Raw genomic sequence first — 23,152 nt, forward strand, 5'->3', positions numbered from 1 at the left:
GAGGTCCTGACCCCGGCCGACTACACCCACCACATCGACAAGTGGAACTTCACGGTTCCCTTCGTCTGCGGTGCCACCAACCTCGGCGAGGCGCTGCGCCGCATCAACGAGGGCGCGGCCATGATCCGCTCCAAGGGCGAGGCCGGCACTGGAGACGTCTCCAACGCCACCACCCACATGCGCCAGATCCGCGCCGAGATCCTCCGCCTCTCCACGCTGCCCGAGGACGAGCTCTACGTCGCGGCGAAGGAACTGCAGGCCCCGTACGAACTCGTCAAGGAAGTCGCCGCCACCGGCAAGCTTCCCGTCGTGCTGTTCACCGCCGGCGGCATCGCCACCCCGGCCGACGCTGCCATGATGATGCAGCTCGGCGCGGACGGCGTGTTCGTCGGTTCGGGCATCTTCAAGTCCGGCAACCCTGCCCAGCGTGCCGCCGCCGTCGTGAAGGCCACCACCTTCTTCGATGACCCCGACGTCATCGCCAAGGTCTCCCGCGGACTGGGCGAAGCCATGGTCGGCATCAACGTCGAGGAAATCCCCGAACCCCACCGCCTCGCCGAGCGCGGCTGGTAATTCTCGCTTTGGGCGAGCGCGCCGGACGGCGCTGATCCTCTGCGCGCTATTCCCCGCGTACCGCTGCCGCCGCTTTGCGGCGGCTTGGGGCGGGGGCCCTTTTACGCGCGCTGCCGGATCACACCCTCCATCGCGTTGAGCTCCTGAAGTACGACGCCGGCCGGTCACCTTCCACGGTGACCGACCGGCGTCGTGCGTTAACGCCCAACTAGCTAGCAGTTGTTGTCGTTATGCCGGCCCAAAACGACACCTACTGCGAGTCAGTTGGGTCGGCGATCACTGAAGCCCGCGGCGCTTGAGGAGCGGATCCAGGGAGGCATCGCGTCCCCGGAGTGTGCGGAAGGATTCCAACGGATCCCGGCTATTGCCACGGGAGAGCAATTCCGAGCGGAATCGTTCGCCGTTCCGGCGCAGCAGGCCGCCGTTTTCCGTGAACCAGTCCACCGTTTCCGCGTCAAGCACTTCACTCCAGATGTACGAGTAGTATCCGGCTGCGTAGAAGTCCCCGGCGAAGATGTGCTGGAAGTACCCCGTGCGGTACCGGGGCGGTATGAGGGAATGCGCCACGCCGGCCGCAGCCAATGCCTTGGCTTCGAAGTCGTGTGCATCCTGCGGAACGCCGTCTACGTCCAGCACGTGCCAGGCCAGGTCCAAAAGGGCGGCACCGAGGTACTCCGTGGTCGCGAAACCTTCGCCCCAGAGCTTGGACTCGTTGAGGCGTTCAACGATGTCGTGGGGGAGCGGTTCGCCAGTGGCGTGGTGCCGTGCGTAGTTGCCGATGATCTCGTGCCACATGATCCACATCTCGTTGACCTGTGACGGATACTCCACGAAGTCCCGGGGGACCGAGGTTCCGGAAAACCGTGGATACGTGACCTTGGAGAAGAGCCCGTGCAAGGCATGGCCGAACTCGTGAAAGGTGGTCCGGACCTCGTCCAGGGTGAGAAGGGTCGGTTCTCCGGCCGGCGGTTTGGAGATGTTCAGGTTGTTGATCACCACTGGCTTGGTACCCAGCAGTGTTGACTGATCGACGAGCGAGTTCATCCAGGCGCCGCCACGCTTGGAGTCACGCGCGTAGTAGTCGCCCAGGAAAAGGCCTAGCTCGGAGCTGTCCTCGTTTCGCACCTCCCAGACGCGGACGTCGGGGTGGTACCCCTTGAGGTCTTGCCGCTCGTGGAAAGTTATGCCGAAGAGGCTCGTGGCTGCGAAGAACACGCCGTCCACCAGTACCCGGTCCAATTCGAAATAGGGCCGTAGCAGCTGTTCGTCCACTTCGTAGCGCTCCCGCCGGACTTTCGAGGAGTAATACGCCCAGTCCCACGCTTCCAGCGGGTGCCCCGCGCTCTGCGCCAAGGCGGCCGCTTCGGCGTCAGCGTTGCGGATGGCGGCAGGAGCTAGCCGGTTCAGCATCGCCTGCACGGCCGCGAAATCGGGTGCAGTCTGGCGCTCCATGACTAATTCGGCGTAGTTGCCGAACCCGAGAAGCTCCGCCTTCTCGGCCCTCAAACGCGCCAGCGCCTTCGCCAGATCCAGGACGTCCAGGCTGCCGCCGTCGCTGCCCCGAGCGATGGACGCCTCATAGAGGCGGCGCCGGAGCTCGCGGTTCTGCAAAGAAGCCAAAGCGGGCTGGTTGCTCGGCTGTATGAGGGTCAGGAGGTATTTCCCCTCGTGTCCGGCAGTGCGTGCTGCCTCGGCGGCGCTGGCGATGTCGTCCGCTGGCAGGCCGGCAAGTTCCGTGGCGTCATCGACCAAGAGTGCAGCGGCCTTCATAGCTTCCTTGACGCGTTGCCCGTACTCCGTTCCCAAACGGGAAAGCTCCGCATTAAGGCTCTTGAGCTTTTCCTGGTCATCTGGATCAAGCTGGATCCCCGACTGGCGGAATTCCCGGAGATACTCCTGCACCAGCCGGATGGATTCTTCGTCAAGTCCTGACGGGTCTATGGCTGCGAATCGCTCGTACAGTCCACGGTTGAGGTAGACCGCGTCCTGGTGGCTCGCGAAACGGGGAGACAGCTCGGTTTCGAGTTCGCGGATGGCCTCCGAGGCATCGGCAGAAACCAATGTGAAGAAGGATGCCGCTGCCCGCTCCAGCAGTCGACCGGAGCGTTCCATCGCAACCGCCGTGTTTTCGAAGGATGCGGGCTCCGGGTTGTCCACGATGGACTGGATCTCAGCCAGGTGCTCAGCGAGGCCAGCATCTATTGCTTCGGCGTAGTGGCTGTCCTGGATCGTTGCGAAGGGAGGCAATCCGAAGGGAAGGGTACTCGGCTCCAAGAGAGGGTTTGTCATGAAGCAACCCTTTCATGCAGGGCGCCCGCCCACAACGCTTTTGATGGTGTTAGCGCGGCCGCCGCGCCGCGTGTTCGCGCGCGAGGCGGGCAAAGCCGTCGTCGGGCGTTCCGGGGACGAAAGTGCCGTATTTGCGTTCGACGGCGGTCCGGATCAGGAAATCGGCGATGGCAGGATTCTTGGGCAGCAAAGAACCATGCAGGTAGCTGGCAACCACATTCCGGTGCCTGGCGCCTTCATGGTTGTCTTTGCTGTTGTTGCCGGCACCCTTGGACACGGTGCCGAGGGGCTCGACGCCGGGACCCAGGGCAGTCTGTCCGCTGTGGTTTTCGTAGCCCATGATTTCGCCGAAGTCCGGTGAGGTGAGCGTGACGTTTCCGATGAGGCGTTCATCGGTGCCGACGGTCTCGACATCCAGGATGCCGATGCCGGGAATGACGGGGCCGGCCTTGGTCTTGAAGAACTTGCCGAAGAGCTGGTAGAGCCCGCAGATAACCAGCATGGGGGTTCCGTCCTCGGCCATCTCGCGGAGCCTCCCGCCGCGTGCCTGGAGATCGTCCTGGATGACTATCTGGCCGCTGTCCTGGCCGCCGCCGCCCACAATGAGATCTACATCTTCGGGGAAGTCGTCGCCCACGTTGTATTCCAGGAGCTCAGGCGTGTAACCGTGCCAGAGCAAGCGCTGCCGCAAGACGAGTGCGTTGCCCCAGTCGCCGTAGATGTTCATGTCGCGGGGATACAGCTGGAGGACCCGGATGGTGCCCTTGCTTACGTGAAGGGCGGCGTCTTCGGCCGGGGTCATGAGACCACCTCTACTGTGGTGATTTTTGAGAGTTCGCGCCGGATGGCCAACATCGCAGTGTACGTGCAGAAGACGCGTTTCGGCTTGCCCGCCGACCCCCGGATGAATTCAGCCAGGGCGGCGGGGATGTCCGTGTCCACTGAGCCGAAGCGGACCTCGTCGTACTGGAGGCGCAGGGCCATGTCGTAGGCACGGACACCGGTCAGGACCTCGACGCCGTCCTCGCGCAGGGATTCGAATTCAACGTCCCAGAGCCACGACATGTCACGGCCGTCGGCATAGTTGTCGTTGATGGCGATCATGGACGCGTAGCCCTTCGCCGGGAACGACTTCAGGCCAAGCCGGAAACCGCTCGGGTTCTTCACCAGCACCAACTCAAGGGGCTGGCCATCCACCGTCAGGCTCTCCCCACGGCCGAATGCCGGCGCGACCTCGGAGAGCGCCTTGACCAGTTTGGTAGCGTCGCCGGGCCTACCGCTTGCACCGGTGATGCTCCTGGCGAGTACCAACGCGGCGGCGGCATTGAAGATGTTGTAGACGCCGCGGAGTTTCATGTGCGTCGTCACCCGGTTTCCGTCGAACTCGAAGTCGGCGTCATCGGTGCCGACCCGGCGGAGTACGACGTCGGCCGCCGGGGAAGCGGGAACGTCACCGCGGGGGCTGGTTCCCGGAGCCGCGGTCCGCATGTCGTCGTCGTTCGGGAAGGTGCTCCGGAGCGATTCGTCCAATCCGAAGTAGAGCACCTCGGGGCCGCTAACGGCTCCGGCAATACGGGCGACCCGGGGGTCCTCGCGGTTCAGGACCACGGTGCCGGTGGTGCGCTCGGCGATGCGCTGGAGAAGCATAGCGGTGGCGTCGATTTCGCCGAAACGGTCCAGTTGGTCTCGCAGGACATTGAGGAGGAGGCAGTAGCGCGGCGGCACCTTGTTCACGAAATGCACGGCATGTGCTTCGTCGAGCTCCAATACCGCGACGTCGGCGTCCAGCTTTCCGCGCCAGTCCACCTCACCCAGGAGTGCAGCTGCGACGCCACGGGTGAAGTTGCTGCCCGTCCGGTTGGTGAAGACCTTCAGGCCCTGGCTCTCCAGGAGCTCGACCACCATCTTGGTGGTTGTCGTCTTGCCGTTGGTTCCGCTCACCACTGCCACGCCGTGGGGCAGCGAGGACAGCGTCCTCTGCATGAAGCCGGGATCGATCTTCTCGACCACGAGGCCGGGCAAAGCCGAACCCCCGCCGCGAAGCCGGGACACAGCACGGACCAGCTTGCCGAGTGGAACGGTGAACGAAAACATGCTCTGTAATATATCCCAGTTGGTGCATAAACCACGTGCCGAATGCCTGCCATGGGTTGCCGGGGGAGAACCCGGCAGTAGCAGCGCATTATGATGGTCGAATGACCAATCCCCCTTCCGAGGCGTCATCAAGCGTGGGCTCGGGCCTGCGCATCGGCGTCCTCGCACTACAAGGCGATTTTCGTGAGCACATCCACGCCGTCGAAGCGGCCGGTGCCACCGGCGTCGGCATCCGGCGTCCGGCGGAACTCGACGACATAGACGGCCTCATCATCCCCGGCGGCGAGTCGACCACCATCGACAAGCTGGCGCGCATCTTTGAACTCGCCGATCCCATACGCAAGCAGATCGCGTCAGGCTTGCCGGTCTATGGATCCTGCGCCGGCATGATCCTGCTGGCGGACGACATCGCCGATCCCGCCACCGACCTCGCGGGGAATCCCCAGCAGACTTTCGGTGGATTGGACATCACGGTCCGTCGCAATGCGTTCGGCCGGCAGCGCGAGTCTTTCGAAACCGACCTGGATTTCAAAGGCCTCGAGTTCAGCGCAGGCGAGACCGGCGTCGACCCCGTCCACGCCGTCTTCATCCGTGGACCGTGGGTGGAGCGCGTTGGTCCCGGCGTCGAAATCCTTGCCCAGGTGGAACCGGGGAAAGCCACCCACACGGACACTTTGCACGGGTTGGCTAGAATTGTTGCAGTGCGCTCTGGTCGGTTGCTGGCCACCTCCTTCCACCCGGAAGTGACTGGGGAGAAGCGCGTGCATGAATTGTTTATTCGAATGATCAGAGGGGAAGTTTAAAGCATGTCAGGCCACTCCAAATGGGCGACGACCAAGCACAAGAAGGCCATCCTCGATAGCCGCCGGGCCAAGTCGTTCGCCAAACTGATCAAGAACATCGAAGTCGCGGCCCGCATGGGCGGACCGGACCTTGCCGGCAACCCCAGCCTGGAACTGGCTGTCACCAAAGCCAAGAAGACATCGGTCCCCGCTGACAACATCGACCGCGCCATCAAGCGCGGAGCCGGCCTGACCGGCGAAGTGGTCGACTACACGGAGATCATGTACGAAGCCCGCGGCCCGCAGGGTTCCGCCCTCCTGATCGAGTGCCTCACGGACAACAAGAACCGTGCTGCCTCCGAGGTCCGGCTGGCTATCTCCCGCAACGGCGGCACCATTGCCGACCCGGGCTCCGTGAGCTACCTCTTCACCCGCAAGGGCGTCGTCAACCTGCCGAAGAACGGGTTTAGCGAGGACGACATCCTGATGGCCGTGCTCGACGCCGGAGCCGAGGAAGTCAAGGACAGCGGCGAGAACTGGGAAATCCACTCGGAGCCCACCGACCTCCAGGCCATCCGTGAAGCCCTCAAGGAAGCCGGCATCGAATACGAGACCGACGAAGCTGAATTCGTCCCTTCAATGCAGGTGCCGCTGGACCTCGACGGTGCAAAGAAGTTCATGAAGCTCGTCGATGCCCTTGAGGATCTCGACGACGTGCAGAACGTGTACACCAACGCGGACATGAGCGAGGAAGTCCAGGCTGCGCTCGAAGCCGAGTAGCGCCCCTTGCAACACAGCTTCATAACAAACAGGGAGGCCCGGACTTGACTCTTCGCGTATTGGGAGTCGATCCGGGCCTCACCCGTTGCGGCATCGGAGTAGTCGACGTCGAACGGAACAGACGCGCCACCATGGTGGCCGTCTGCGTCGTGGGAACCTCCCCGGAACAATCATTGGACCAGCGCTTGCTGGTCATCGCCAAGGCCATCGATGAATGGCTGGACCTGTACAAACCCGACGTTCTTGCGGTCGAACGGGTGTTCTCCCAGTTGAACGTCAGTACGGTCATGGGTGTCGCCCAGGCTTCCGGCGTGGTCATCGCGGCCGCTGCGCGGCGCGGCATCCCGGTGGCGCTCCACACGCCGTCGGAGGTCAAAGCCGCGGTCACGGGAAGCGGCACCTCCAACAAAGAAGCGGTGACAAAACTCATCACCAAGATCCTTCGTCTGGACGCCCCGCCGCGCCCGGCCGACGCCGCGGACGCTTTGGCCCTGGCAGTCACGCACGCGTGGCGGGCCGGCAGCGGTGCCGCAGTTGCTACTTCCGGACCAGGCAGCAGTGCATTGACCCCCGCCCAGCGGGCTTGGGCTGAAGCCGAAGCGAAAGCGCGCCGCGCCCGGTAATTGTCCATGGCCCTTGCTAGGGTATTCGTAGATATGTTCGGATAGCCCGCGGCGCAGCATGCACGGGGCAGTACTTCAGGAGCCGGGTCTTGATCAGTTTTCTCCGCGGAACCGTGGCACACGTCAGTCTCTCCACGGCCGTCATCGATCTCAACGGTGCCGGAATGAGCGTCTACGCCACGCCCCAAACCCTCAGCCACCTGCATGTCGGCGAGGAAGCGAAGCTGTTCACCTCGTTGATCGTCAGGGAGGACTCCTTGACGCTTTTTGGTTTCTCGAACGACGACGAACGGGAAGTTTTCGATGTCCTGCTCAGTGTCAGCGGGGTGGGGCCGCGGCTGGCCCTCGCAGTCCTGGCCGTCCATGAGCCCGAAGCGATCCGGGTGGCCGCCCATTCCGGTGACGCCAAGTCATTCACCAAGGTCCCCGGTATTGGGCCGAAGGTGGCCGGCAGGATCGTCCTGGAGCTGGCGGGCAAGCTCGTTCCCCACGGCACCGCGCCGGGGTCCGCCCCCGCCGTCGCGGCCGAGTCCGTCTGGAAGCCGCAGGTGGTCGCTGCAATGACGAGCCTTGGATGGTCGGAGAAGGACGCCGCCGGCAGCATCGACAAGGCAATGGCCGATTCCCCGGAACTTGCGGACGCCGGCAACGTCGCCCAGATCCTTCGTGCAACCCTTCGCTGGCTTGGGCAGGACGGCGCCCGCGCGGGAAACCGGGTAGGCAGCCGTGGCTGAGCAGTCCCTCGTTACCGGGGGAGAGGAACCTGAAGAGCGCATCATCGAGGCCGCACTGCGCCCGAAGAACCTGCACGACTTTGTAGGCCAGCACCGCGTCCGAAAGCAACTCTCGCTTGTACTGGAAGCCTCCAGGATGCGTGGCCGCAGCGCGGACCACGTCCTGCTTTCGGGCCCCCCGGGGCTCGGCAAGACCACGCTCTCCATGATCATCGCCGCCGAGATGAACGCTCCCTTGCGTATCAGCAGCGGTCCGGCCATCCAGCACGCGGGAGATCTCGCTGCCATCCTCTCCTCCCTCTCCGAGGGCGAGGTCCTCTTCCTCGACGAAATCCACCGGATGTCCCGGCCCGCAGAGGAAATGCTGTACATGGCCATGGAAGATTTCCGGGTGGACATCGTGGTGGGCAAGGGTGCGGGCGCCACTGCGATTCCGCTTGAGTTGCCGCCGTTCACCCTCGTGGGCGCCACCACGCGGGCCGGGCTGCTGCCTGGTCCGCTGCGCGACCGCTTTGGTTTCACCGGGCACCTGGAGTTCTATTCCGTGGCCGAGCTTGAATTGGTCCTGCGTCGCTCGGCCGGACTGCTCGATCTGAAGGTCAACTCGGCCGGCTTCAGCGAGATCGCGGGCCGCTCCCGTGGAACTCCGCGTATTGCCAACCGGCTGCTGCGCCGTGTCCGGGACTGGGCATTGGTCCACGGCATCGAACAGATCGATGCGCGTGCCGCCTCCGCCGCGCTGGACATGTATGAGGTCGACCAGCGTGGCTTGGACCGCCTGGACCGTGCGGTGTTGGAGGCCCTGATCCTGAAGTTCAACGGGGGGCCCGTGGGGCTCTCCACCCTCGCGATCGCCGTAGGGGAGGAGCCGGAGACCGTCGAGACGGTGGCCGAGCCGTACCTGGTGCGCGAAGGGCTTTTGGGGAGGACGCCGCGCGGCAGGATTGCCATGGCCTCCGCCTGGACGCACCTTGGATATGCCGTGCCCGCCGGAGTGTTCGGGCAGGACCCGCTGGCGTTGTTCGAAGACAGCGAAAACGGGGCCGAAATCATCGATACCGGCCGTTAGCACGATCTATTCAGCTTTAGCCTCTAGACTGGTATGACACTCGGCACGTTCGAGTCCTTGGTTCTGTGCCCGCCCGTCGGAGCATTGTGCGGCCAAGTGGGGGATGCTCCACGGCCGCCGGATCCACCGGGCAGACATAGCCGTGAAACCAAAAGCGTAAGTAAAGAACGGAACTTCCCTGTGGATCCAATGACAATCCTGCTGTTTGCCATGCTTGGCGTTTTCATCTTCATGATGTTCCGCCGCAACAAAAAGACGCAGCAAACGCAGGCCAAGCTGCAGTCCCAGTTCGCTCCCGGCGTTGACGTCATGACCAGTTTCGGACTGTTCGGCCGAATCGTCTCGATGGACGACGCTGAGAACAAGGTTGTCCTTGAACTGTCTCCGGGCAACCTCGCCACGGTGCACCGCCAGGCCGTTACCAAGATTGTTGAGCCCGTCGAGGAGGCCTCAGTTGACGTTCCGGACGACGCGTCGTCGCTGACGGCCGCAGATGCCGATGCATCGGCATCCATGGAGACTCCGGAGGAAACCCTCAGGCGCCTCAACGATGAAGGCAAGAAGGACAACTAGCCCGTACCCGCTCAACAAGCGGGAATAGTTCTACGGCAATGAATCGCCGCCGGCCTGCGCTCACCAGTGCACGTCGGCGGCTGTTCCGTCATCAACAGGAAGATCGAACATGGCACGAACCGGCCACAAAAATGCAGCCCGCAGGGTGCTGATCTGGCTTGTCGCAATATTCGCTGTACTGACAGCAGTCCTCGGTGGCGGCGTCATCACTGGTCACGCCAGCTGGGCCCCAAAGCTCGCGCTTGACCTCGAGGGCGGAACGCAAATGATTCTCGCGCCCAAGGTCGAAGGCTCCACCGGCATCAACGAAGAACAGTTGAACCAGGCCGTCGCGATTATCCGCCAACGCGTTGACAGCTCCGGTGTCGCCGAAGCGGAAATCACCACGCAGTCCGGCCGTAACGTCGTGGTAAGCCTTCCCGGGACGCCAAGTTCGGAAACCCGTGCACTGATCCAGGCATCTGCCGACATGAACTTCCGCCCGGTGATCACCACCGGAGACCCTGCGGCCGTTCCGGTCGCATCGCGGACGCCTGACGCAAGCCTGCCCAAGCCCACGGCCGCGCCGAGCAACGCCAGCGACAGCAACTGGGTCACAGCGGACGTCTACAAGGCCTTCGAAGCCCTGGACTGCGTCAATCCGGCCCAGGACAAGCAGCCGCGCTCAGATCCCGCCAAGCCGCTGGTGACCTGCGAGCCTGCAACGGCCAAGACCCCTGCCGTTAAGTACATCCTTGGCCCGGTCGAGGTGAAGGGCCAGGACATCGTTTCGTCCTCCTTCGATCCCGTCCAGGGCGCACAGGGCTCGGTCACCAATGCGTGGGGCGTGACGATCACGTTCGATTCCAACGCCACCAAGACCTTCAAGGACGTTACCCAGAGGCTCAACCAGTTCTACGTGGCATCGCAGGCGCAGGGTGGCAACGACCCCAAGGCCCAGTTCGCCATCGTCCTGGATGACCAGGTCATTTCCGCGCCGCGTGCCCTCGCCGTCATCACCGACGGCAAGCCGCAGATCACCGGTAACTTCACGCAGGCGTCCGCGCAGGCCTTGTCGGACCAGCTTCGTTACGGCGCTTTGCCCATCAGCTTCGATATCCAGTCCGAAGAACAGATTTCCGCCACCCTCGGTGGCGAGCAGCTGCGTCTTGGCCTGCTGGCTGGTGTGATCGGGCTCCTGCTCGTGGTGGTCTATTCGCTCTTCCAGTACCGGGCCTTGGGCTTCGTCACGATCCTCTCCCTCGTGGTGGCCGGCGGACTCACGTACCTCGCCATTGCGATCCTTGGCTGGACTGAAAACTACCGGCTGTCCCTGGCCGGTGTGGCTGGTCTCATCGTGGCCATTGGCCAGACAGCCGACTCCTTCATCGTGTACTTCGAGCGCATCCGTGACGAACTTCGTGAGGGCAAGGGCCTCGTGTCCGCCGTCGCGAATGGTTGGAAGCGCGCCAAGCGCACGGTCCTTGCATCCAAGGCCGTCAACCTGCTCGCTGCCTTGGTGTTGTACTTCGTCGCTGTTGGCAACGTCCGCGGCTTCGCCTTCACCCTTGGCCTCACTGCACTGGCGGACCTCCTGGTCGTGTTCATGTTCACGCACCCCACGCTCCAGGTGCTGGCCCGGACCAAGTTCTTCGGGGAAGGGCACCGCTTCTCCGGGCTCGACCCTGAGCGACTGGGCGCCGTGCCGCTGTACCGCGGTGCCGGCAGGCTCCGCACGCCGACGGAGAAGCCCGCCGTCGTGCGCGCCCGCAACACCGGTGCTGCCGCGGAAGCCGAGCGCCGCATGACTATCGCCGAACGTCGGCTTGCCGAGAAGCAAGCTCAGCTGGCTGGTTCTTCCAACGGCACCAAGGAGGAGAAGTAATGACCACGAGCTTCGCAAAGTTCGGCAACGAGCTCTACACGGGCAAGCGCTCTTACAACTTCGTAGCCAGCAAGAAGATCTGGTTCATCATCGCCGCAGTGGCGGTGGCGATCTCCATCCTCCTTCCGGTGGTCAAGGGCGGCTACAACCTCGGAATCGACTTCCGGGGCGGCTCCGAGTTCACGGTGTCCAACGTGAAGACCACCGATTCCGCGCCGGGCGAAAAGGCAGTCCACGACGTCGTTTCCGGTGCCGTTCCGCGCGTTGCCAACGTCGCCGGCAGCACCATGCGTATCCAGACCGACAAACTCAGCGATGACCAGACCATCAAGATCAAAACGGATCTCGCAAAGGCCTACGGCGTCACCGAAAACCAGGTCACCTCGACCTTCATCGGCCCCACCTGGGGACAGGATGTCACCAAGCAGGCCCTGATCGGCCTCGCGGTGTTCGTGGGCCTGGCCGCTCTTTTGATGGCCTTGTACTTCCGTACCTGGAAGATGTCGGTTTCTGCGCTTGCCGGCATGCTCGTCACGATGTTCTGCACGGCCGGTATCTACTCCTTGAGCGACTTCGAGGTGACACCGTCGGCCATCATCGGCTTCCTGACGGTCCTCAGCTACTCCCTGTACGACACTGTGGTGGTCTTCGACAAGATCCGTGAAAACACCTCGGACATCACCACTTCCAGCCGGCGCACTTTCGCCGAAGAGGTCAACCTTGCTGTCAACCAAACCCTGGTGCGCTCCATCAACACCATGATGGTGGCAGTATTGCCCGTCGCCGCGATTCTCTTCATCGGTGCCGGGCTGTTGGGCGCCGGCACACTCCGGGACTTGTCACTGGCGTTGTTCGTCGGCATCCTGATCGGTACCGCGGCCACGATCTTCATCGCAGCTCCGCTTTACGCCTGGCTCCGCCAGAGCGAACCCGAGTTGCAGAAGCAGGCCAAGAAGGTAGCTACCCGACGCGCGGCAGCCGCCAGCGCGAACTCGGAAGCCGCGCCCGTTTAGCCTGGTTTCCCATTGAAGGGCCGGCCACCGCTGAAAAGCGGTGGCCGGCCCTTTCTGTTCCCGGCTCCGTCATCTGGGTACCGGTTCTTGGACAGGTCACCAGCGGGAATAGACTGGGAGAATTAAGTCAGTCGTGAGAGGTGCTTTTGTGGAGGAACGTACGACGTCGGCGCTGCCGGCGGGCGGAGAGGACGGCCTGAGCCGCGTGCCCGGCACCGCAACTGCAGCTACGGGAAGCACCGTTGATGGTGTTCCCGTGGACAGTCCGGGCGTGCGCCCGACGTTCCCCGGACGGCGCGAACGGACGCGCTCCAGGCTGGCGAAATTGACTGGACGGGGCACGAGCACCTATTCGCCCATCCTCGAACCACTCCTGCGGACAGTCAGGGCAAACAACCCCAAGGAAGACCTCGACCTCATCCAGCGGGCCTTTTCCGTAGCCGAGCGCAGCCATCAGGGGCAGAAGCGGAAGAGCGGCGATCCGTACATCACGCACCCCGTGGCTGTGGCGACGATCCTGGCTGAACTGGGGCTCACTGGCACAACCCTGGCTGCTGCGCTCCTGCACGACACTGTGGAGGACACTCCCTACACCCTCGCTGACCTGACGCGCGATTTCGGCCCGGAAGTCGCGATGCTCGTGGACGGTGTCACCAAGCTGGACAAGGTCCAATTCGGTGAGGCAGCACAGTCCGAGACTGTCCGCAAGATGGTCGTCGCCATGGCCAAGGACATCCGGGTGCTGATGATCAAGCTCGCGGACCGGCTGCACAATGCCCGCACGTGGCGCTTTGTGTCCGCTGAATCATCCGCACGCAAAGCGCGTGAAACGCTTGAGATCTTTGCGCCGCTAGCCCACCGCCTCGGCATGAACACCATCAAATGGGAACTTGAGGATCTCTCCTTCGCCGCCCTGTACCCCAAGGTGTATGAAGAAATCGTCCGGATGGTGGGGGACCGCACACCGGAGCGCGAGAAGAGCCTGAGCGTCATCCGCAACCAGATTGCCGAAGACCTTCGCGTCGCCCGCATCAAGGCCACCATCACGGGCCGGCCCAAGCATTACTACTCGATCTACCAGAAGATGATCGTCCGGGACAAGGACTTCGACGACATTAACGACCTCATGGGCGTGCGAGTCCTGGTGGACTCCGTCCGGGACTGTTACGCAGCTCTTGGCACCTTGCATTCGCGATGGAACCCCTTGCCGGGGCGGTTCAAAGACTACATCGCCATGCCGAAGTTCAACATGTACCAGTCCTTGCACACCACCGTCATCGGGCCCGGGGGCAAACCCGTCGAGATCCAGATCCGTACCCACGAAATGCACCGCCGGGCCGAGTATGGTGTGGCGGCGCACTGGAAGTACAAGGACCAGCCCAACCGGACCGCCGTTGGCCCGGGGAGTCCCAAGGACGGCGACATGGGTTGGCTGCGTTCGCTGGTCGACTGGCAGCAGGAAACGTCGGATCCGGGCGAATTCCTGGACTCGCTGCGTTTTGAGATCAACGCACGGGAGGTGTTCGTCTTCACCCCCAAGGGCGAGGTCATGGCCCTCCCCGCAGGATCGACGCCGGTGGACTTCGCTTACGCGGTCCACACGGAAGTCGGTCACCGGACCATCGGAGCGCGGGTCAACGGCAAGCTGGTTCCGCTTAACAGCGAACTCAACCACGGCGACTGGGTGGAGATCTTCACCTCCAAGGCCGAGGGCGCAGGACCGAGCCAGGACTGGCAGCATTTCGTCAAGAGCGCCAGGGCCCGCAACAAGATCCGGCAGTGGTTCAGCAAGGAACGCCGCGAAGAGGCCATCGAGCGCGGCAAGGACCAGCTGACCCGGGCCATGCGTAAGCAGAACCTGCCCCTGCAACGGCTCATGACACACGACGCGCTGTCCACAGTGGCGGAGGAGTTCCACTACGTCGACATTTCCGGCCTGTATGCCGGCGTGGGCGATGGGCATACTTCGGCTCAATCCGTCATGGAAAAGCTCATGGAGCACCTTGGCGGCCATGAGACTCCCGATGAGGACCTGGACGAAGTCAGCATTCCCTCGCAACTCCAGAAGACCCGGTACTCGGACTCCGGCGTCATTGTGCGTGGCGTAGGGGACGTGTGGGTGAAGCTGGCCCGCTGCTGTACGCCTGTACCGCCCGATCCGATCCTCGGGTTCGTGACACGCGGTTCGGGTGTGTCGGTACACCGCACGGACTGTACGAATGTCTCGGATCTCCGTGATCAGCCCGATCGCATCGTCGAGGTTGAATGGGCTCCGACCCAATCCAGCGTCTTCCTGGTTGAGATCCAGGTGGAAGCACTGGACCGGAAGTCGTTGCTCTCGGACGTCACCCGCGTACTGTCGGAAAACCACGTCAACATCCTGGCTGCTTCCGTGCACACATCCAGCGACCGGGTGGCCATCTCCCGCTTCGCTTTCGAAATGGGGGATCCGAAGTACCTGCACCACGTGCTCAGTGCCGTTCGCAGGATCGACGGCGTTTTCGATGTCTACAGGACCACGGGGAACCGCAGGAGAAGCTGAGCTGCAGCAACTCAGGCGGCCGCCTCAGGCGGGAATACATCGGCCTGCGGCGGGTCAGCGGTCACAGCCAGCGTGGCGAGCTTGCGCAAAGCAGCCTTCTTGTGTGGCACCCTCGCCGACGCCTCCACCGCGAGGGTCAAGAGCCGCAGCCGGACACCCAACTCATCGTGGGAGAGCAGCATTCGCAGCGCGGGCACGGCTCTGTCGGCTTCGACGTGTAGCGCCACATCCACGGCTGTCCGGAGGGGACTGGTCACGAGCAGCCCGCCGATGCTGACCACGTCCAGTTGGCCCAAGCGGACTTCGTGCAGAATGCAGCCCCGGGCCGAACGCAGGCTCGATATACGGTGTTTGGCGTCCACCAGGAGCGAAAGCCTCTCAGGGGCATCCGCGCAACCGTAGATCCAGGCCGCCGTCAAGCGGCCCGCAATGACCTTCCTGCGAATGCGATCCGGAACCATCAGTGCGGCCGCGCGGGCGCGGAGCCGAGGCGTGACATCCAGCCCGGGAGGCGTGAAGCTCCTCTCGTAAAGCGGAGTGAGCACCCCGTCCGCAGCCATTGATTGAAGCTCGGCCCACGTGAACATCGGGCTAGGCGCGTACAGTTCCTGGGCAGTGAAGTCCTGTTGTTGCGGGGGCGGGAATCCTGGGGCCATTCAGCAATCATCGCGTGGCCGCCGCAACGGGAACAGGCCCCGTCCCGGTTATGTGGATAACCGGGACGGGGCCTGTCAGCTCAGGTAGTACTGTCAGCCCATACTGCTAGGCGAGATCGCTGGCCGAGCGCTGGATCTGGTCGAGCCACGCCTCGCGTGCTTCTAGGGCCTCGCGGGCATTCTTGATGCGGCGCTGGTCTCCGGCCTTTTCAGCCTTTTCGAGGTCTTCCCTCAGGCCGGCGATCGCCGCCTCCAGCTGCGACAGGGCGCTGTTGGTGCGGGCCTTGGTCTCCGGGTTGCTCCGGCGCCACTTGTCCTCTTCGGCTTCGCGGACCGCGTCCTCAACCTTGCGCAGGCCGGCTTCGATCCTGCCCATGTCGGCGCGGGGGACCTTTCCGGCTTCTTCCCAGCGGTCGCGGATGGACTGCAGGGCCTTCTTGGCAGCATTGAGGTCGGTGATCGGCAGCAGGGCCTGGGCCTCCACAATGAGCTCTTCCTTGACGGAAAGGTTCACTGTATACTGCTGGTCGATCTCATCGTTGGCAGCCTGGCGGTTGCTGAAGAAGACGTCCTGCGCGGCACGGAACCGGAGCCAGAGGGCGTCGTCGTCCTTGCGGCTGGCGCGGGGTGTAGCCTTCCACTGATCCATGAGGCGGCGGTATTCTCCCGCCGCGAAACCCCAGTCCGTGGAACTTGAGAGAGCCTCGGCCTCGACGATCAGCTGTTCCTTGGCGACCTTAGCGGCAGAGTTGGTGCTGTCCAACTGGGAGAAGTAGGCACGGCGGTGGCGGTCGAAGACCGTACGGGCCGAGCGGAACCGCTTCCACAGTGCGTCCTCGTTGCTTCGTCCAAGCCGGATGCCGTTCTTCTGGGCTGTCTTCCAGCTCTCGAAGAGTTCGTTCATGCGGGCGCTCGACGTCTTCCACTGGACCTGGGACGGATCCTGGGAAGCGATGGATTCCGCTTCGGCAACGATCGCCTCGCGTGCCGCGAGTTCTGCGGAGCGTGCGGCGTCGTGCGCCGCCTTCTCGGACTTCTCCAATTCGGAAATCTGTCCGGCCAAGGCATCGAGACGGGCTTCAGCGGTGCGGATATCGCCCACCATGTTGCGCTCGGCCAGTTGCTCGCGCAGGTGCTCGACCGTCTTCTGCATGTCAGTGGCCGGGGCCTTGGATTCCACGCGGTGTTCCATCAAAACGATCTGCGCGACCACGTCGTCGTACTTCCGGGCGAAGTATGCCAGCGCCTCGTCGGTGCTCACGCCCGGGTACTGTCCCACCGGCTGCTCTTCGCCGTCGATAGTCAGGAAGACGTGACCGTCACCCTCCGCTCGCCCCCACTTGGCAGCTTCGGCCAAGGACACAGCCGTAGGCTGAGCCGCCGGCGCGGCCGGAATCACGCTGGCCGCGGCCTTCGGGCGGGCAGCAAATGCCGCGGGAGAAGGTGCATGCGAGGAGGACGGACGTGGCGCCGGAGAAGCAGGCTTGGCAGCGGGCTCCGCCGCGTCGCCTGCCGGGGCAGCCGGCTCTTCCGCGTCGCCTGCCGGGGCAGCCACGGGCTCTGCCGCGTCGGCTGCCGGGGCGGCCGGCTCTTCCGGGCCAGCGGGCTCTGCCGGGGCCGCGGGCTCCGCGGCGTCGTCTACCGGGGCAGCTACGGGCTCTACCGCGTCGTCTACCGGGGCAGCCAAGGGCTCTACCGGGGCAATTGCCTCGACGCCGCTTTGCTCAGCTACGGATGCCTGGATTTCTTCGTCGTTGGCCACTACTGCAGTTTCGTCGGATTTCTGACTGTCTGTCACCGCTAAAAGTCTTTCGCTTGGAGGGATTACTAAGGTAATGCGCCGTGGACCGTGGCCCGGGCTGGTTACTTCAGAGAAAACGAGTCTATCGTGACAGCTGCCACAGGGGCGCCGTCGGTGGCGCTGCTACCCGGATTAATACCTGCCTGGGCGATCTTCGTCACGACATCCATGCCGCTCGTCACCTTGCCGACAATCGTGTACCCGCCGGCAGAATCCGGGGGAATGACCGTGTCCTTGTACACGATGAAGAATTGGTGCCCGTTGCCGTAGGCGTTGTTGCCGGTCCTGGCGACGGCGATGGTTCCGGCCGGGTACGTGTTGTTGGCGGGGGTGTTCTCCAGCGGTCCCCAATGGAAGTTGGGGTCATCGGTGGTGTCCGTCCCCTTGGCTCCGCACTGCAGCACCGAGAAGTTGTCGGCTGTGGTCAGTCGAGGGCATTTGAGCCCGCTGTAATAACTCGCGTCAGTCAGGGATTTGAACACGGCTGCGGCCTGGGGAGCTGTTGTGCCATCCAGTTCGACGCCGACTGCCCCTCCGTTGAGGCTGAGCTGGCCGGTGAACGTCTTACCCACGGCTGTGTCGGCTTTGGGAATGCCGGCACTATTCGAGCCTGTCGCTGCGGCGGAAGCGGATGGGTTCGCAGAGGCCGACGGCGAACTCAGCCCGGCCTGCGCCGCTGCGAACTCCGACTCGCTCGGGTTCGAGTTAAACACCGTGAGTTGGAGCACGACGGCGGCAACCAGGGCGGCGGCGCCCACACCGACGGCGATCACGTTGTCCCGGCGGCGGCGCTTGCCCTGTGCACGCCGAAGCTCGCGCTTGGCTTCCATCTGCCTGATGCGCCGTTTGGCTTCACGGTTGTCCCGCGGCCTTGTAGACAAGAGTCCTCCTGGTTGTCTGGACAAGCTTTCATCGCAAGCAAGCCAAACCCGGATACCCGCATTAGATGTGCAGGCGCCGAAAGCATAAACTGGCTGCCGCACATAGTTTATGCATGACTGGCTGGACGCCCGCCTAACCTCAGCCGAATCGGCCCGTGGTTCTTTGAGGCAGGTCCGGCCTGCGCAATCATTGAGGAGAAAATTCCACCATGGCTCGTACCGCCTCCCTGTCCGGATTCCCCGAGTGGCTTCCCCAGGAGCGGTTGGTGGAACTGCATGTGCTGGACACCTTGCGCAAGACCTTCGAACTTCACGGTTTCTCTTCCATCGAAACGCGTGCCGTTGAGACAGTCGGCCAGCTCCTGCGCAAGGGCGAGATCGACAAAGAGGTCTACGGTCTCAGCCGCCTGCAGGAAGACGAGGACGCAAGCCACAGCGGGAGCGGAAACGAGAGCGGAAAGTCGGACAAGGCTGATCCCAACGCTTTGGCCCTCCACTTCGACCTCACAGTGCCGTTTGCCCGCTACGTCGTCGAGAACGCGGGCTACTTGGCCTTCCCGTTCCGGCGCTACCAGATCCAGAAGGTGTGGCGGGGGGAGCGTCCCCAGGAAGGCCGCGCCCGCGAATTCACCCAGGCCGACATCGACGTCGTGGGCGACGGCGAGCTGCCTTTCCGCTACGACGTCGAGATTGCGCTCGTCATCGCGGAAGCGCTGAGTGCCCTTCCCATCCCGGACTTCCGCCTGCGGATCAACAACCGCAAGTTGGCCGAGGGCTTCTACCGCGGTATCGGCCTCACGGACACCGCCGGCGTGCTCCGCAGCATCGACAAGCTCGAGAAGATCGGCGAAGCAAAAGTCGCCGAATTGCTCAGGAACGAGCTTGGCGCCACGGATGAACAGGCTGCACTTGCCTTGAAGCTCGCAAGCATCCGCACCGAGGACACGTCCTTTGTGGCGCAGGTCCGAGCCCTCGGTGTTACCGACGAACTGCTCGAAGAAGGCCTCAGCGAGCTGGAACAAGTCATCGAGGCTGCCGTGCAGCGCGCCCCAGGCAAGGTTGTTGCCGACCTCAGCATCGCCCGCGGCCTCGACTACTACACCGGTACCGTCGTCGAAACCGTCCTGGTTGGGCACGAGCAGCTCGGTTCCATTTGCTCCGGAGGCCGCTACGACGCCCTCGCCAGCAAGGGCAACCGCAAGTTCCCCGGCGTCGGCCTCTCGATCGGGGTGACCCGCCTCGTCTCCCGCATCCTGAGCCAGGAATTCGCGACGGCGTCACGCTCGGTGCCCACGGCGGTGCTCGTGGCCCTGAACAACGACGACAGTTGGTCCGCGGCCCAGGACGTCGCGGCCCAGCTGCGCGGGCGGGGGATCGCAACCGAGGTTGCGGCGAAGGCCGAGAAGTTCGGCAAGCAGATCAAGTTCGCGGACCGACGCGGCATTCCTTTCGTCTGGTTCACGGACGACGACGGCAAGCACCAGGTGAAGGACATCCGCACAGGAGAACAAGTCGACGCGGATCCGGCCAGCTGGGAGCCGTCGCCCGAGGATCTCCACGTCCGCATCACCACGCGCTAGGCACGGACCGGCGCCTCAAGGGCGTCGACCCGCAGGTGCCGGCCGGGGGCGGCGCCTCGTGGCGGCCACGCTTCATCCATGCGGGTAAACTCGAACGGGATCGTTTAGCCATGATCCGCTGAAAATCATGTTGAAAGGAATGCTGTGCTGCGCACACATGACCTCGGATCCTTGCGTTCCGAGCACATTGGACAGACCGTCACCCTGGCAGGCTGGGTAGGCCGCCGCCGAGATCACGGTGGCGTGGCCTTCGTCGATCTGCGTGACGCGTCCGGTGTCGCCCAGGTGGTTGTCCGCGAGGAAGAGGTCTTCCACGGCCTGCGCAATGAATACGTGCTGCAGATCGTGGGCACCGTAAGCAAGCGTCCCGAGGGCAACGAGAACCCGCACCTCGCCACCGGCGAGATCGAGGTCATTGCCGAGAAAGTAGTGATCCTCAACACCTCGGATCCTCTGCCGTTCCAGATCGACGAGCATGTGGAAGTCGGTGAGGAAGCCCGCCTCAAGCACCGCTACCTTGACCTGCGCCGCCCCGGCCCCGCCCGGAACCTGCGCCTGCGTTCCGAGGCGAACCGCGTGGCCCGCGAACTGCTTCACCAGCAGGGCTACGTCGAGATCGAAACTCCCACGCTGACGCGCTCGACGCCGGAAGGCGCCCGCGACTTCGTTGTTCCGGCGCGTCTGGCACCGGGTTCCTGGTACGCGCTTCCGCAGTCGCCGCAGCTTTTCAAGCAGCTGCTTCAGGTTGGCGGTTTCGAAAAGTACTACCAGATCGCCCGTTGCTACCGCGACGAAGACTTCCGTGCGGACCGCCAGCCGGAATTCACCCAGCTCGACATCGAAGCCAGCTTCGTTGACCAGGACGACGTCATTGAGCTCGGCGAAAGCATCGTCAAGGCGCTGTGGCAGCTGATCGACGTCGAAATCCCGACGCCGATCCGCCGCATGACCTACCACGAGGCTATGGCCAAGTACGGCTCCGACAAGCCGGACCTGCGCTTCGGCCTCGAACTCACCGAATTGACGGAGTTCTTCAAGGACACGAACTTTGGTGTCTTCAAGGCGCCCTACGTCGGCGCCGTCGTCATGCCCGGCGGAGCCTCGCAGGCCCGCCGCGCCCTGGACGCCTGGCAGGAGTGGGCCAAGCAGCGTGGCGCCAAGGGCCTCGCCTACGTGCTGTTCAAGGAAGACGGCGAGCTCACGGGCCCCGTTGCCAAGAACCTCACGGACACCGAGCGTGCCGGCCTCGCCGACGCGGTGGGCGCCAAGCCCGGCGACTGCATCTTCTTTGCCGCCGGCGAGAAATCTCCGTCCCGCGCACTGCTGGGCGCCGCACGCGTCGAGATCGGCCACCGCACCGGCCTGATCGATCCCAAGGACTGGGCTTTCGTCTGGATCGTGGACGCTCCGATGTTCGAACCCGCAGCCGCAGCGGTCGCCTCCGGTGACGTCGCGGTGGGTGGCGGACAGTGGACGGCCCTGCACCACGCTTTCACCTCCCCGAAGCCGGAGTTCCTGGATTCCTTTGACAAGGACCCGGAATCGGCCCTGTCCTACGCCTACGACATCGTGTGCAACGGCAACGAAATCGGCGGCGGATCCATCCGTATCCACGAGGCCGATGTCCAGGAGCGAGTTTTCGAACTCATGGGCCTGGACAAGGAAGACGCGCAGACCAAGTTCGGCTTCCTCCTTGAGGGATTCAAGTACGGTGCGCCTCCCCACGGCGGCATGGCCTTCGGTTGGGACCGCGTTGTGGCCCTGCTCGCCGGCGTGGACTCAATCCGCGACGTCATCGCTTTCCCGAAGTCGGGCGGCGGCTACGACCCCCTGACCGCTGCTCCTGCGCCCATCACGGCGCAGCAGCGCAAGGAAGCCGGCGTCGACTTCAAGGCTGAAGCCAAGGCGCCGGCGGCGCCAGCAGCCAAGTCAGAGTAGCTTGAAACCCTAGTAGTCGCTGAAGGCCTCCGCAATTGCGGGGGCCTTCGGCATAGCATGGCGGCGACTGATTTTGAGGCGGACGCGTGGCACAGGGAATGAGCCTTTCATTGATTGAGGAGCTGATGGACCGGGCGTGGCCCGCCCCGGACCGTGAGGACACCGGAGGGTGGGTCATGCGGGCCGCCGATGGTGTCACCCAGCGGGCAAACTCGGTCTGGCCCAGGGAACAGGCCGATGACCACGAATCGGCAGTACGGGCCGCCACGCAGTGGTACCGCTCCCGGCGCCTGCCGCTGATCGTCCAGGTTTTCGACGACGAGCGGAGCACGGGTCTCAACGCGGTGCTTGATGCGCAGCGATTCACCCGGCAATCGGAGACCCTCATCATGGTCCGCCCCGGCGGCACCCTACCCAGCGCACAGCGGGACGGCTGGGCGGACGACGTCGAGATTTCCGAAGAGCCTTCCGAAGAGTGGCTCCGGCTCTGGTGGTCGGTCGACGGCCGCGGCGGGGAAGCCGAGCTGGAGATTGCACGCAAGATCCTGGTGTCGTGTCCCTCGGTCTATGCCCTCGTCAGGGACGACGACGGCGCCCCGGCCGCCGTCGGGCGCCTCGCCCTCGTTGACGGTAGGGGTGGCATCTACTGCATGGCAACGGCGGCCACGCACCGCCGGCGTGGCTACGGCTGGCGGGTGCTGGGTGCGCTTCTGGAAGCGGGCGGCCGCCGAGGGGTATCGGAGTTCTGGCTGCTGGTGATGGCCTCGAATACGGGCGCCCAGGCCCTGTACAAGGGCACCGGCTTTGCAGAGCGCGGAAGGTACCTCTACCGGCAGGCACGGCCGCAGCGGGCGTTGTCGGGCTGCTAGTAAGCGTGGCCGCGCTGCGCCGTCATGAGGGCGTTCAGGGGCGGCAGGACTGTGTCCCTTTTTGAAGGTTTTGGTCTGTCAGGCGTCTTGGTACGCGGCGCATTCCGGGAAGGGGTCGTTCACGAATCCTGGCTCGTCGGGATCGTCTGGCCAGCCGGGATCCTCTGGCCAGCCGGGATCGTCGGGCCAGCGGGGGTCGTCGGGGTCCTCGGTGTCGGCGTCGTCGCCGGGCCAGGGGTGTGTGGCCGTGAAGGCGTGCCAGTCCGGGAAGGGATCCGGGGGCAGTTCCGGTTCGGGATAGGTGGCCGATTCTTGGTCCGGCCGGGTGTCCGTGTCTGTGTCGGTGGTCGGGGTGTGGGGTGGCCAGCGGGGTGGTTCCCAGTCCTGGTGTTCGCTGGCGTAGCACCGTTGCGTCGGTGATGTCCACCCGGGCGGGTGGTCTTTGCTGGCCGGGGCGGGGGTCCATCCGGATCCGTGTTTGAGGCGGTGGT

18 protein-coding genes and 2 pseudogenes are annotated in these 23,152 nt (G+C 64.1%); 13 read left to right on the top strand and 7 right to left on the bottom strand.

The window, feature by feature from the left end; genetic code table 11:
* Positions 1-573, top strand: a pseudogene (locus tag AB4Z38_RS24160) (pyridoxal 5'-phosphate synthase lyase subunit PdxS); the annotation flags it as partial.
* A 276-nt stretch (positions 574-849) separates the two neighbouring features.
* On the opposite strand, the gene AB4Z38_RS24165 reads toward AB4Z38_RS24160, so the two are convergent.
* The 3 genes from AB4Z38_RS24165 to AB4Z38_RS24175 are packed head-to-tail and all read right to left on the bottom strand — an operon-like array spanning position 850 to position 4,956.
* Positions 850-2,862: a M3 family metallopeptidase gene (locus AB4Z38_RS24165; protein ID WP_441432066.1), complete on the bottom strand. Its 2,013-nt coding sequence runs from the start codon at positions 2,860-2,862 to the stop codon at positions 850-852.
* A gap of 49 nt (positions 2,863-2,911) precedes the next feature.
* Positions 2,912-3,664 carry a type 1 glutamine amidotransferase gene (locus AB4Z38_RS24170; RefSeq protein WP_441432067.1) on the bottom strand — a complete coding sequence of 251 codons (753 nt, stop codon included), beginning with the start codon at positions 3,662-3,664 and terminating at the stop codon, positions 2,912-2,914.
* Positions 3,661-4,956: a MurT ligase domain-containing protein gene (locus AB4Z38_RS24175; RefSeq protein WP_441432068.1), complete on the bottom strand. Its 1,296-nt coding sequence runs from the start codon at positions 4,954-4,956 to the stop codon at positions 3,661-3,663. Before AB4Z38_RS24175 ends, AB4Z38_RS24170 begins: the two co-directional genes overlap by 4 nt.
* Positions 4,957-5,057: 101 nt before the next feature.
* On the opposite strand from AB4Z38_RS24175, the gene pdxT reads away from it, so the two are divergent.
* The 9 genes from pdxT (at position 5,058) to AB4Z38_RS24220 (ending at position 14,936) form a co-directional block, all read left to right on the top strand.
* Complete coding sequence (gene pdxT, locus AB4Z38_RS24180; RefSeq protein ID WP_441432069.1) at positions 5,058-5,759, top strand: pyridoxal 5'-phosphate synthase glutaminase subunit PdxT; 702 nt, start codon at positions 5,058-5,060, stop codon at positions 5,757-5,759.
* 3 nt (positions 5,760-5,762) lie between these two features.
* The gene (locus AB4Z38_RS24185) at positions 5,763-6,518 is read left to right on the top strand and encodes a YebC/PmpR family DNA-binding transcriptional regulator (RefSeq protein WP_441432070.1); all 756 of its coding nucleotides are present in this window, start codon (positions 5,763-5,765) and stop codon (positions 6,516-6,518) included.
* Between the two features lie 44 nt (positions 6,519-6,562).
* Positions 6,563-7,141 (top strand): crossover junction endodeoxyribonuclease RuvC, encoded by a 579-nt coding sequence (ruvC, locus tag AB4Z38_RS24190; RefSeq protein ID WP_441432071.1) that lies wholly within the window; start codon positions 6,563-6,565, stop codon positions 7,139-7,141.
* A gap of 89 nt (positions 7,142-7,230) precedes the next feature.
* The gene (gene ruvA, locus AB4Z38_RS24195) at positions 7,231-7,875 is read left to right on the top strand and encodes a Holliday junction branch migration protein RuvA (protein WP_441432072.1); all 645 of its coding nucleotides are present in this window, start codon (positions 7,231-7,233) and stop codon (positions 7,873-7,875) included.
* Positions 7,868-8,944, top strand: coding sequence for a Holliday junction branch migration DNA helicase RuvB (gene ruvB, locus AB4Z38_RS24200; protein ID WP_441432073.1), 1,077 nt, complete (start codon positions 7,868-7,870; stop codon positions 8,942-8,944). Before ruvA ends, ruvB begins: the two co-directional genes overlap by 8 nt.
* A 189-nt stretch (positions 8,945-9,133) precedes the next feature.
* On the top strand, positions 9,134-9,517 hold the full coding sequence (gene yajC / locus AB4Z38_RS24205) for a preprotein translocase subunit YajC (protein ID WP_441432082.1): 384 nt from the start codon (positions 9,134-9,136) through the stop codon (positions 9,515-9,517).
* 109 nt (positions 9,518-9,626) lie between these two features.
* The gene (gene secD / locus AB4Z38_RS24210) at positions 9,627-11,381 is read left to right on the top strand and encodes a protein translocase subunit SecD (protein ID WP_441432074.1); all 1,755 of its coding nucleotides are present in this window, start codon (positions 9,627-9,629) and stop codon (positions 11,379-11,381) included.
* Positions 11,381-12,394, top strand: a complete 1,014-nt coding sequence (gene secF, locus AB4Z38_RS24215) for a protein translocase subunit SecF (protein ID WP_441432075.1) — start codon at positions 11,381-11,383, stop codon at positions 12,392-12,394. The genes secD and secF overlap by 1 nt, the downstream gene beginning before the upstream one ends.
* Before the next feature lie 148 nt (positions 12,395-12,542).
* Complete coding sequence (locus AB4Z38_RS24220) at positions 12,543-14,936, top strand: RelA/SpoT family protein (protein WP_441432076.1); 2,394 nt, start codon at positions 12,543-12,545, stop codon at positions 14,934-14,936.
* Between the two features lie 11 nt (positions 14,937-14,947).
* On the opposite strand, the gene AB4Z38_RS24225 is transcribed toward AB4Z38_RS24220, so the two are convergent.
* The 3 genes from AB4Z38_RS24225 to AB4Z38_RS24235 form a co-directional block, all read right to left on the bottom strand.
* A complete protein-coding gene (locus AB4Z38_RS24225) occupies positions 14,948-15,592 on the bottom strand; it encodes a hypothetical protein (protein ID WP_441432077.1) in 645 nt (214 codons plus the stop codon).
* Positions 15,593-15,698: 106 nt separating this feature from the next.
* The gene (locus AB4Z38_RS24230) at positions 15,699-17,390 is read right to left on the bottom strand and encodes a DUF349 domain-containing protein (RefSeq protein WP_441432078.1); all 1,692 of its coding nucleotides are present in this window, start codon (positions 17,388-17,390) and stop codon (positions 15,699-15,701) included.
* 65 nt (positions 17,391-17,455) lie between these two features.
* Entirely contained in the window at positions 17,456-18,223 is a 768-nt protein-coding gene (locus AB4Z38_RS24235) for a peptidylprolyl isomerase (RefSeq protein WP_441432083.1), read from the bottom strand.
* Between the two features lie 260 nt (positions 18,224-18,483).
* Between AB4Z38_RS24235 and hisS the strand changes: the two genes are divergently transcribed.
* The 3 genes from hisS (at position 18,484) to AB4Z38_RS24250 (ending at position 22,661) form a co-directional block, all read left to right on the top strand.
* Positions 18,484-19,854: a histidine--tRNA ligase gene (gene hisS, locus AB4Z38_RS24240; protein WP_441432079.1), complete on the top strand. Its 1,371-nt coding sequence runs from the start codon at positions 18,484-18,486 to the stop codon at positions 19,852-19,854.
* A 144-nt stretch (positions 19,855-19,998) separates the two neighbouring features.
* A complete protein-coding gene (aspS, locus tag AB4Z38_RS24245; protein WP_441432080.1) occupies positions 19,999-21,792 on the top strand; it encodes an aspartate--tRNA ligase in 1,794 nt (597 codons plus the stop codon).
* A 98-nt stretch (positions 21,793-21,890) separates the two neighbouring features.
* A complete protein-coding gene (locus AB4Z38_RS24250; protein ID WP_441432081.1) occupies positions 21,891-22,661 on the top strand; it encodes a GNAT family N-acetyltransferase in 771 nt (256 codons plus the stop codon).
* Between the two features lie 78 nt (positions 22,662-22,739).
* Here the strand turns inward: AB4Z38_RS24250 and AB4Z38_RS24255 are convergent.
* Positions 22,740-23,152, bottom strand: a pseudogene (locus AB4Z38_RS24255) (hypothetical protein); the annotation flags it as partial.

The sequence above is a fragment of the Arthrobacter sp. 2RAF6 genome (genome assembly GCF_052115205.1).
In the GTDB taxonomy this organism is placed as follows: Bacteria; Actinomycetota; Actinomycetes; order Actinomycetales; family Micrococcaceae; genus Arthrobacter.

What these genes read in the sequence shown, in the direction of transcription:
- AB4Z38_RS24225 (WP_441432077.1), bottom strand. Translation starts at nt 15,592, where the DNA reads ATGGCCCCAGGATTCCCGCCCCCGCAACAACAGGACTTCACTGCCCAG.
- AB4Z38_RS24165 (WP_441432066.1), bottom strand. Translation starts at nt 2,862, where the DNA reads ATGACAAACCCTCTCTTGGAGCCGAGTACCCTTCCCTTCGGATTGCCT.
- AB4Z38_RS24170 (WP_441432067.1), bottom strand. Translation starts at nt 3,664, where the DNA reads ATGACCCCGGCCGAAGACGCCGCCCTTCACGTAAGCAAGGGCACCATC.
- AB4Z38_RS24235 (WP_441432083.1), bottom strand. Translation starts at nt 18,223, where the DNA reads ATGGAAGCCAAGCGCGAGCTTCGGCGTGCACAGGGCAAGCGCCGCCGC.
- secF (WP_441432075.1), top strand. Translation starts at nt 11,381, where the DNA reads ATGACCACGAGCTTCGCAAAGTTCGGCAACGAGCTCTACACGGGCAAG.
- yajC (WP_441432082.1), top strand. Translation starts at nt 9,134, where the DNA reads ATGACAATCCTGCTGTTTGCCATGCTTGGCGTTTTCATCTTCATGATG.
- hisS (WP_441432079.1), top strand. Translation starts at nt 18,484, where the DNA reads ATGGCTCGTACCGCCTCCCTGTCCGGATTCCCCGAGTGGCTTCCCCAG.
- AB4Z38_RS24250 (WP_441432081.1), top strand. Translation starts at nt 21,891, where the DNA reads ATGAGCCTTTCATTGATTGAGGAGCTGATGGACCGGGCGTGGCCCGCC.
- AB4Z38_RS24185 (WP_441432070.1), top strand. Translation starts at nt 5,763, where the DNA reads ATGTCAGGCCACTCCAAATGGGCGACGACCAAGCACAAGAAGGCCATC.
- pdxT (WP_441432069.1), top strand. Translation starts at nt 5,058, where the DNA reads ATGACCAATCCCCCTTCCGAGGCGTCATCAAGCGTGGGCTCGGGCCTG.
- AB4Z38_RS24175 (WP_441432068.1), bottom strand. Translation starts at nt 4,956, where the DNA reads ATGTTTTCGTTCACCGTTCCACTCGGCAAGCTGGTCCGTGCTGTGTCC.
- secD (WP_441432074.1), top strand. Translation starts at nt 9,627, where the DNA reads ATGGCACGAACCGGCCACAAAAATGCAGCCCGCAGGGTGCTGATCTGG.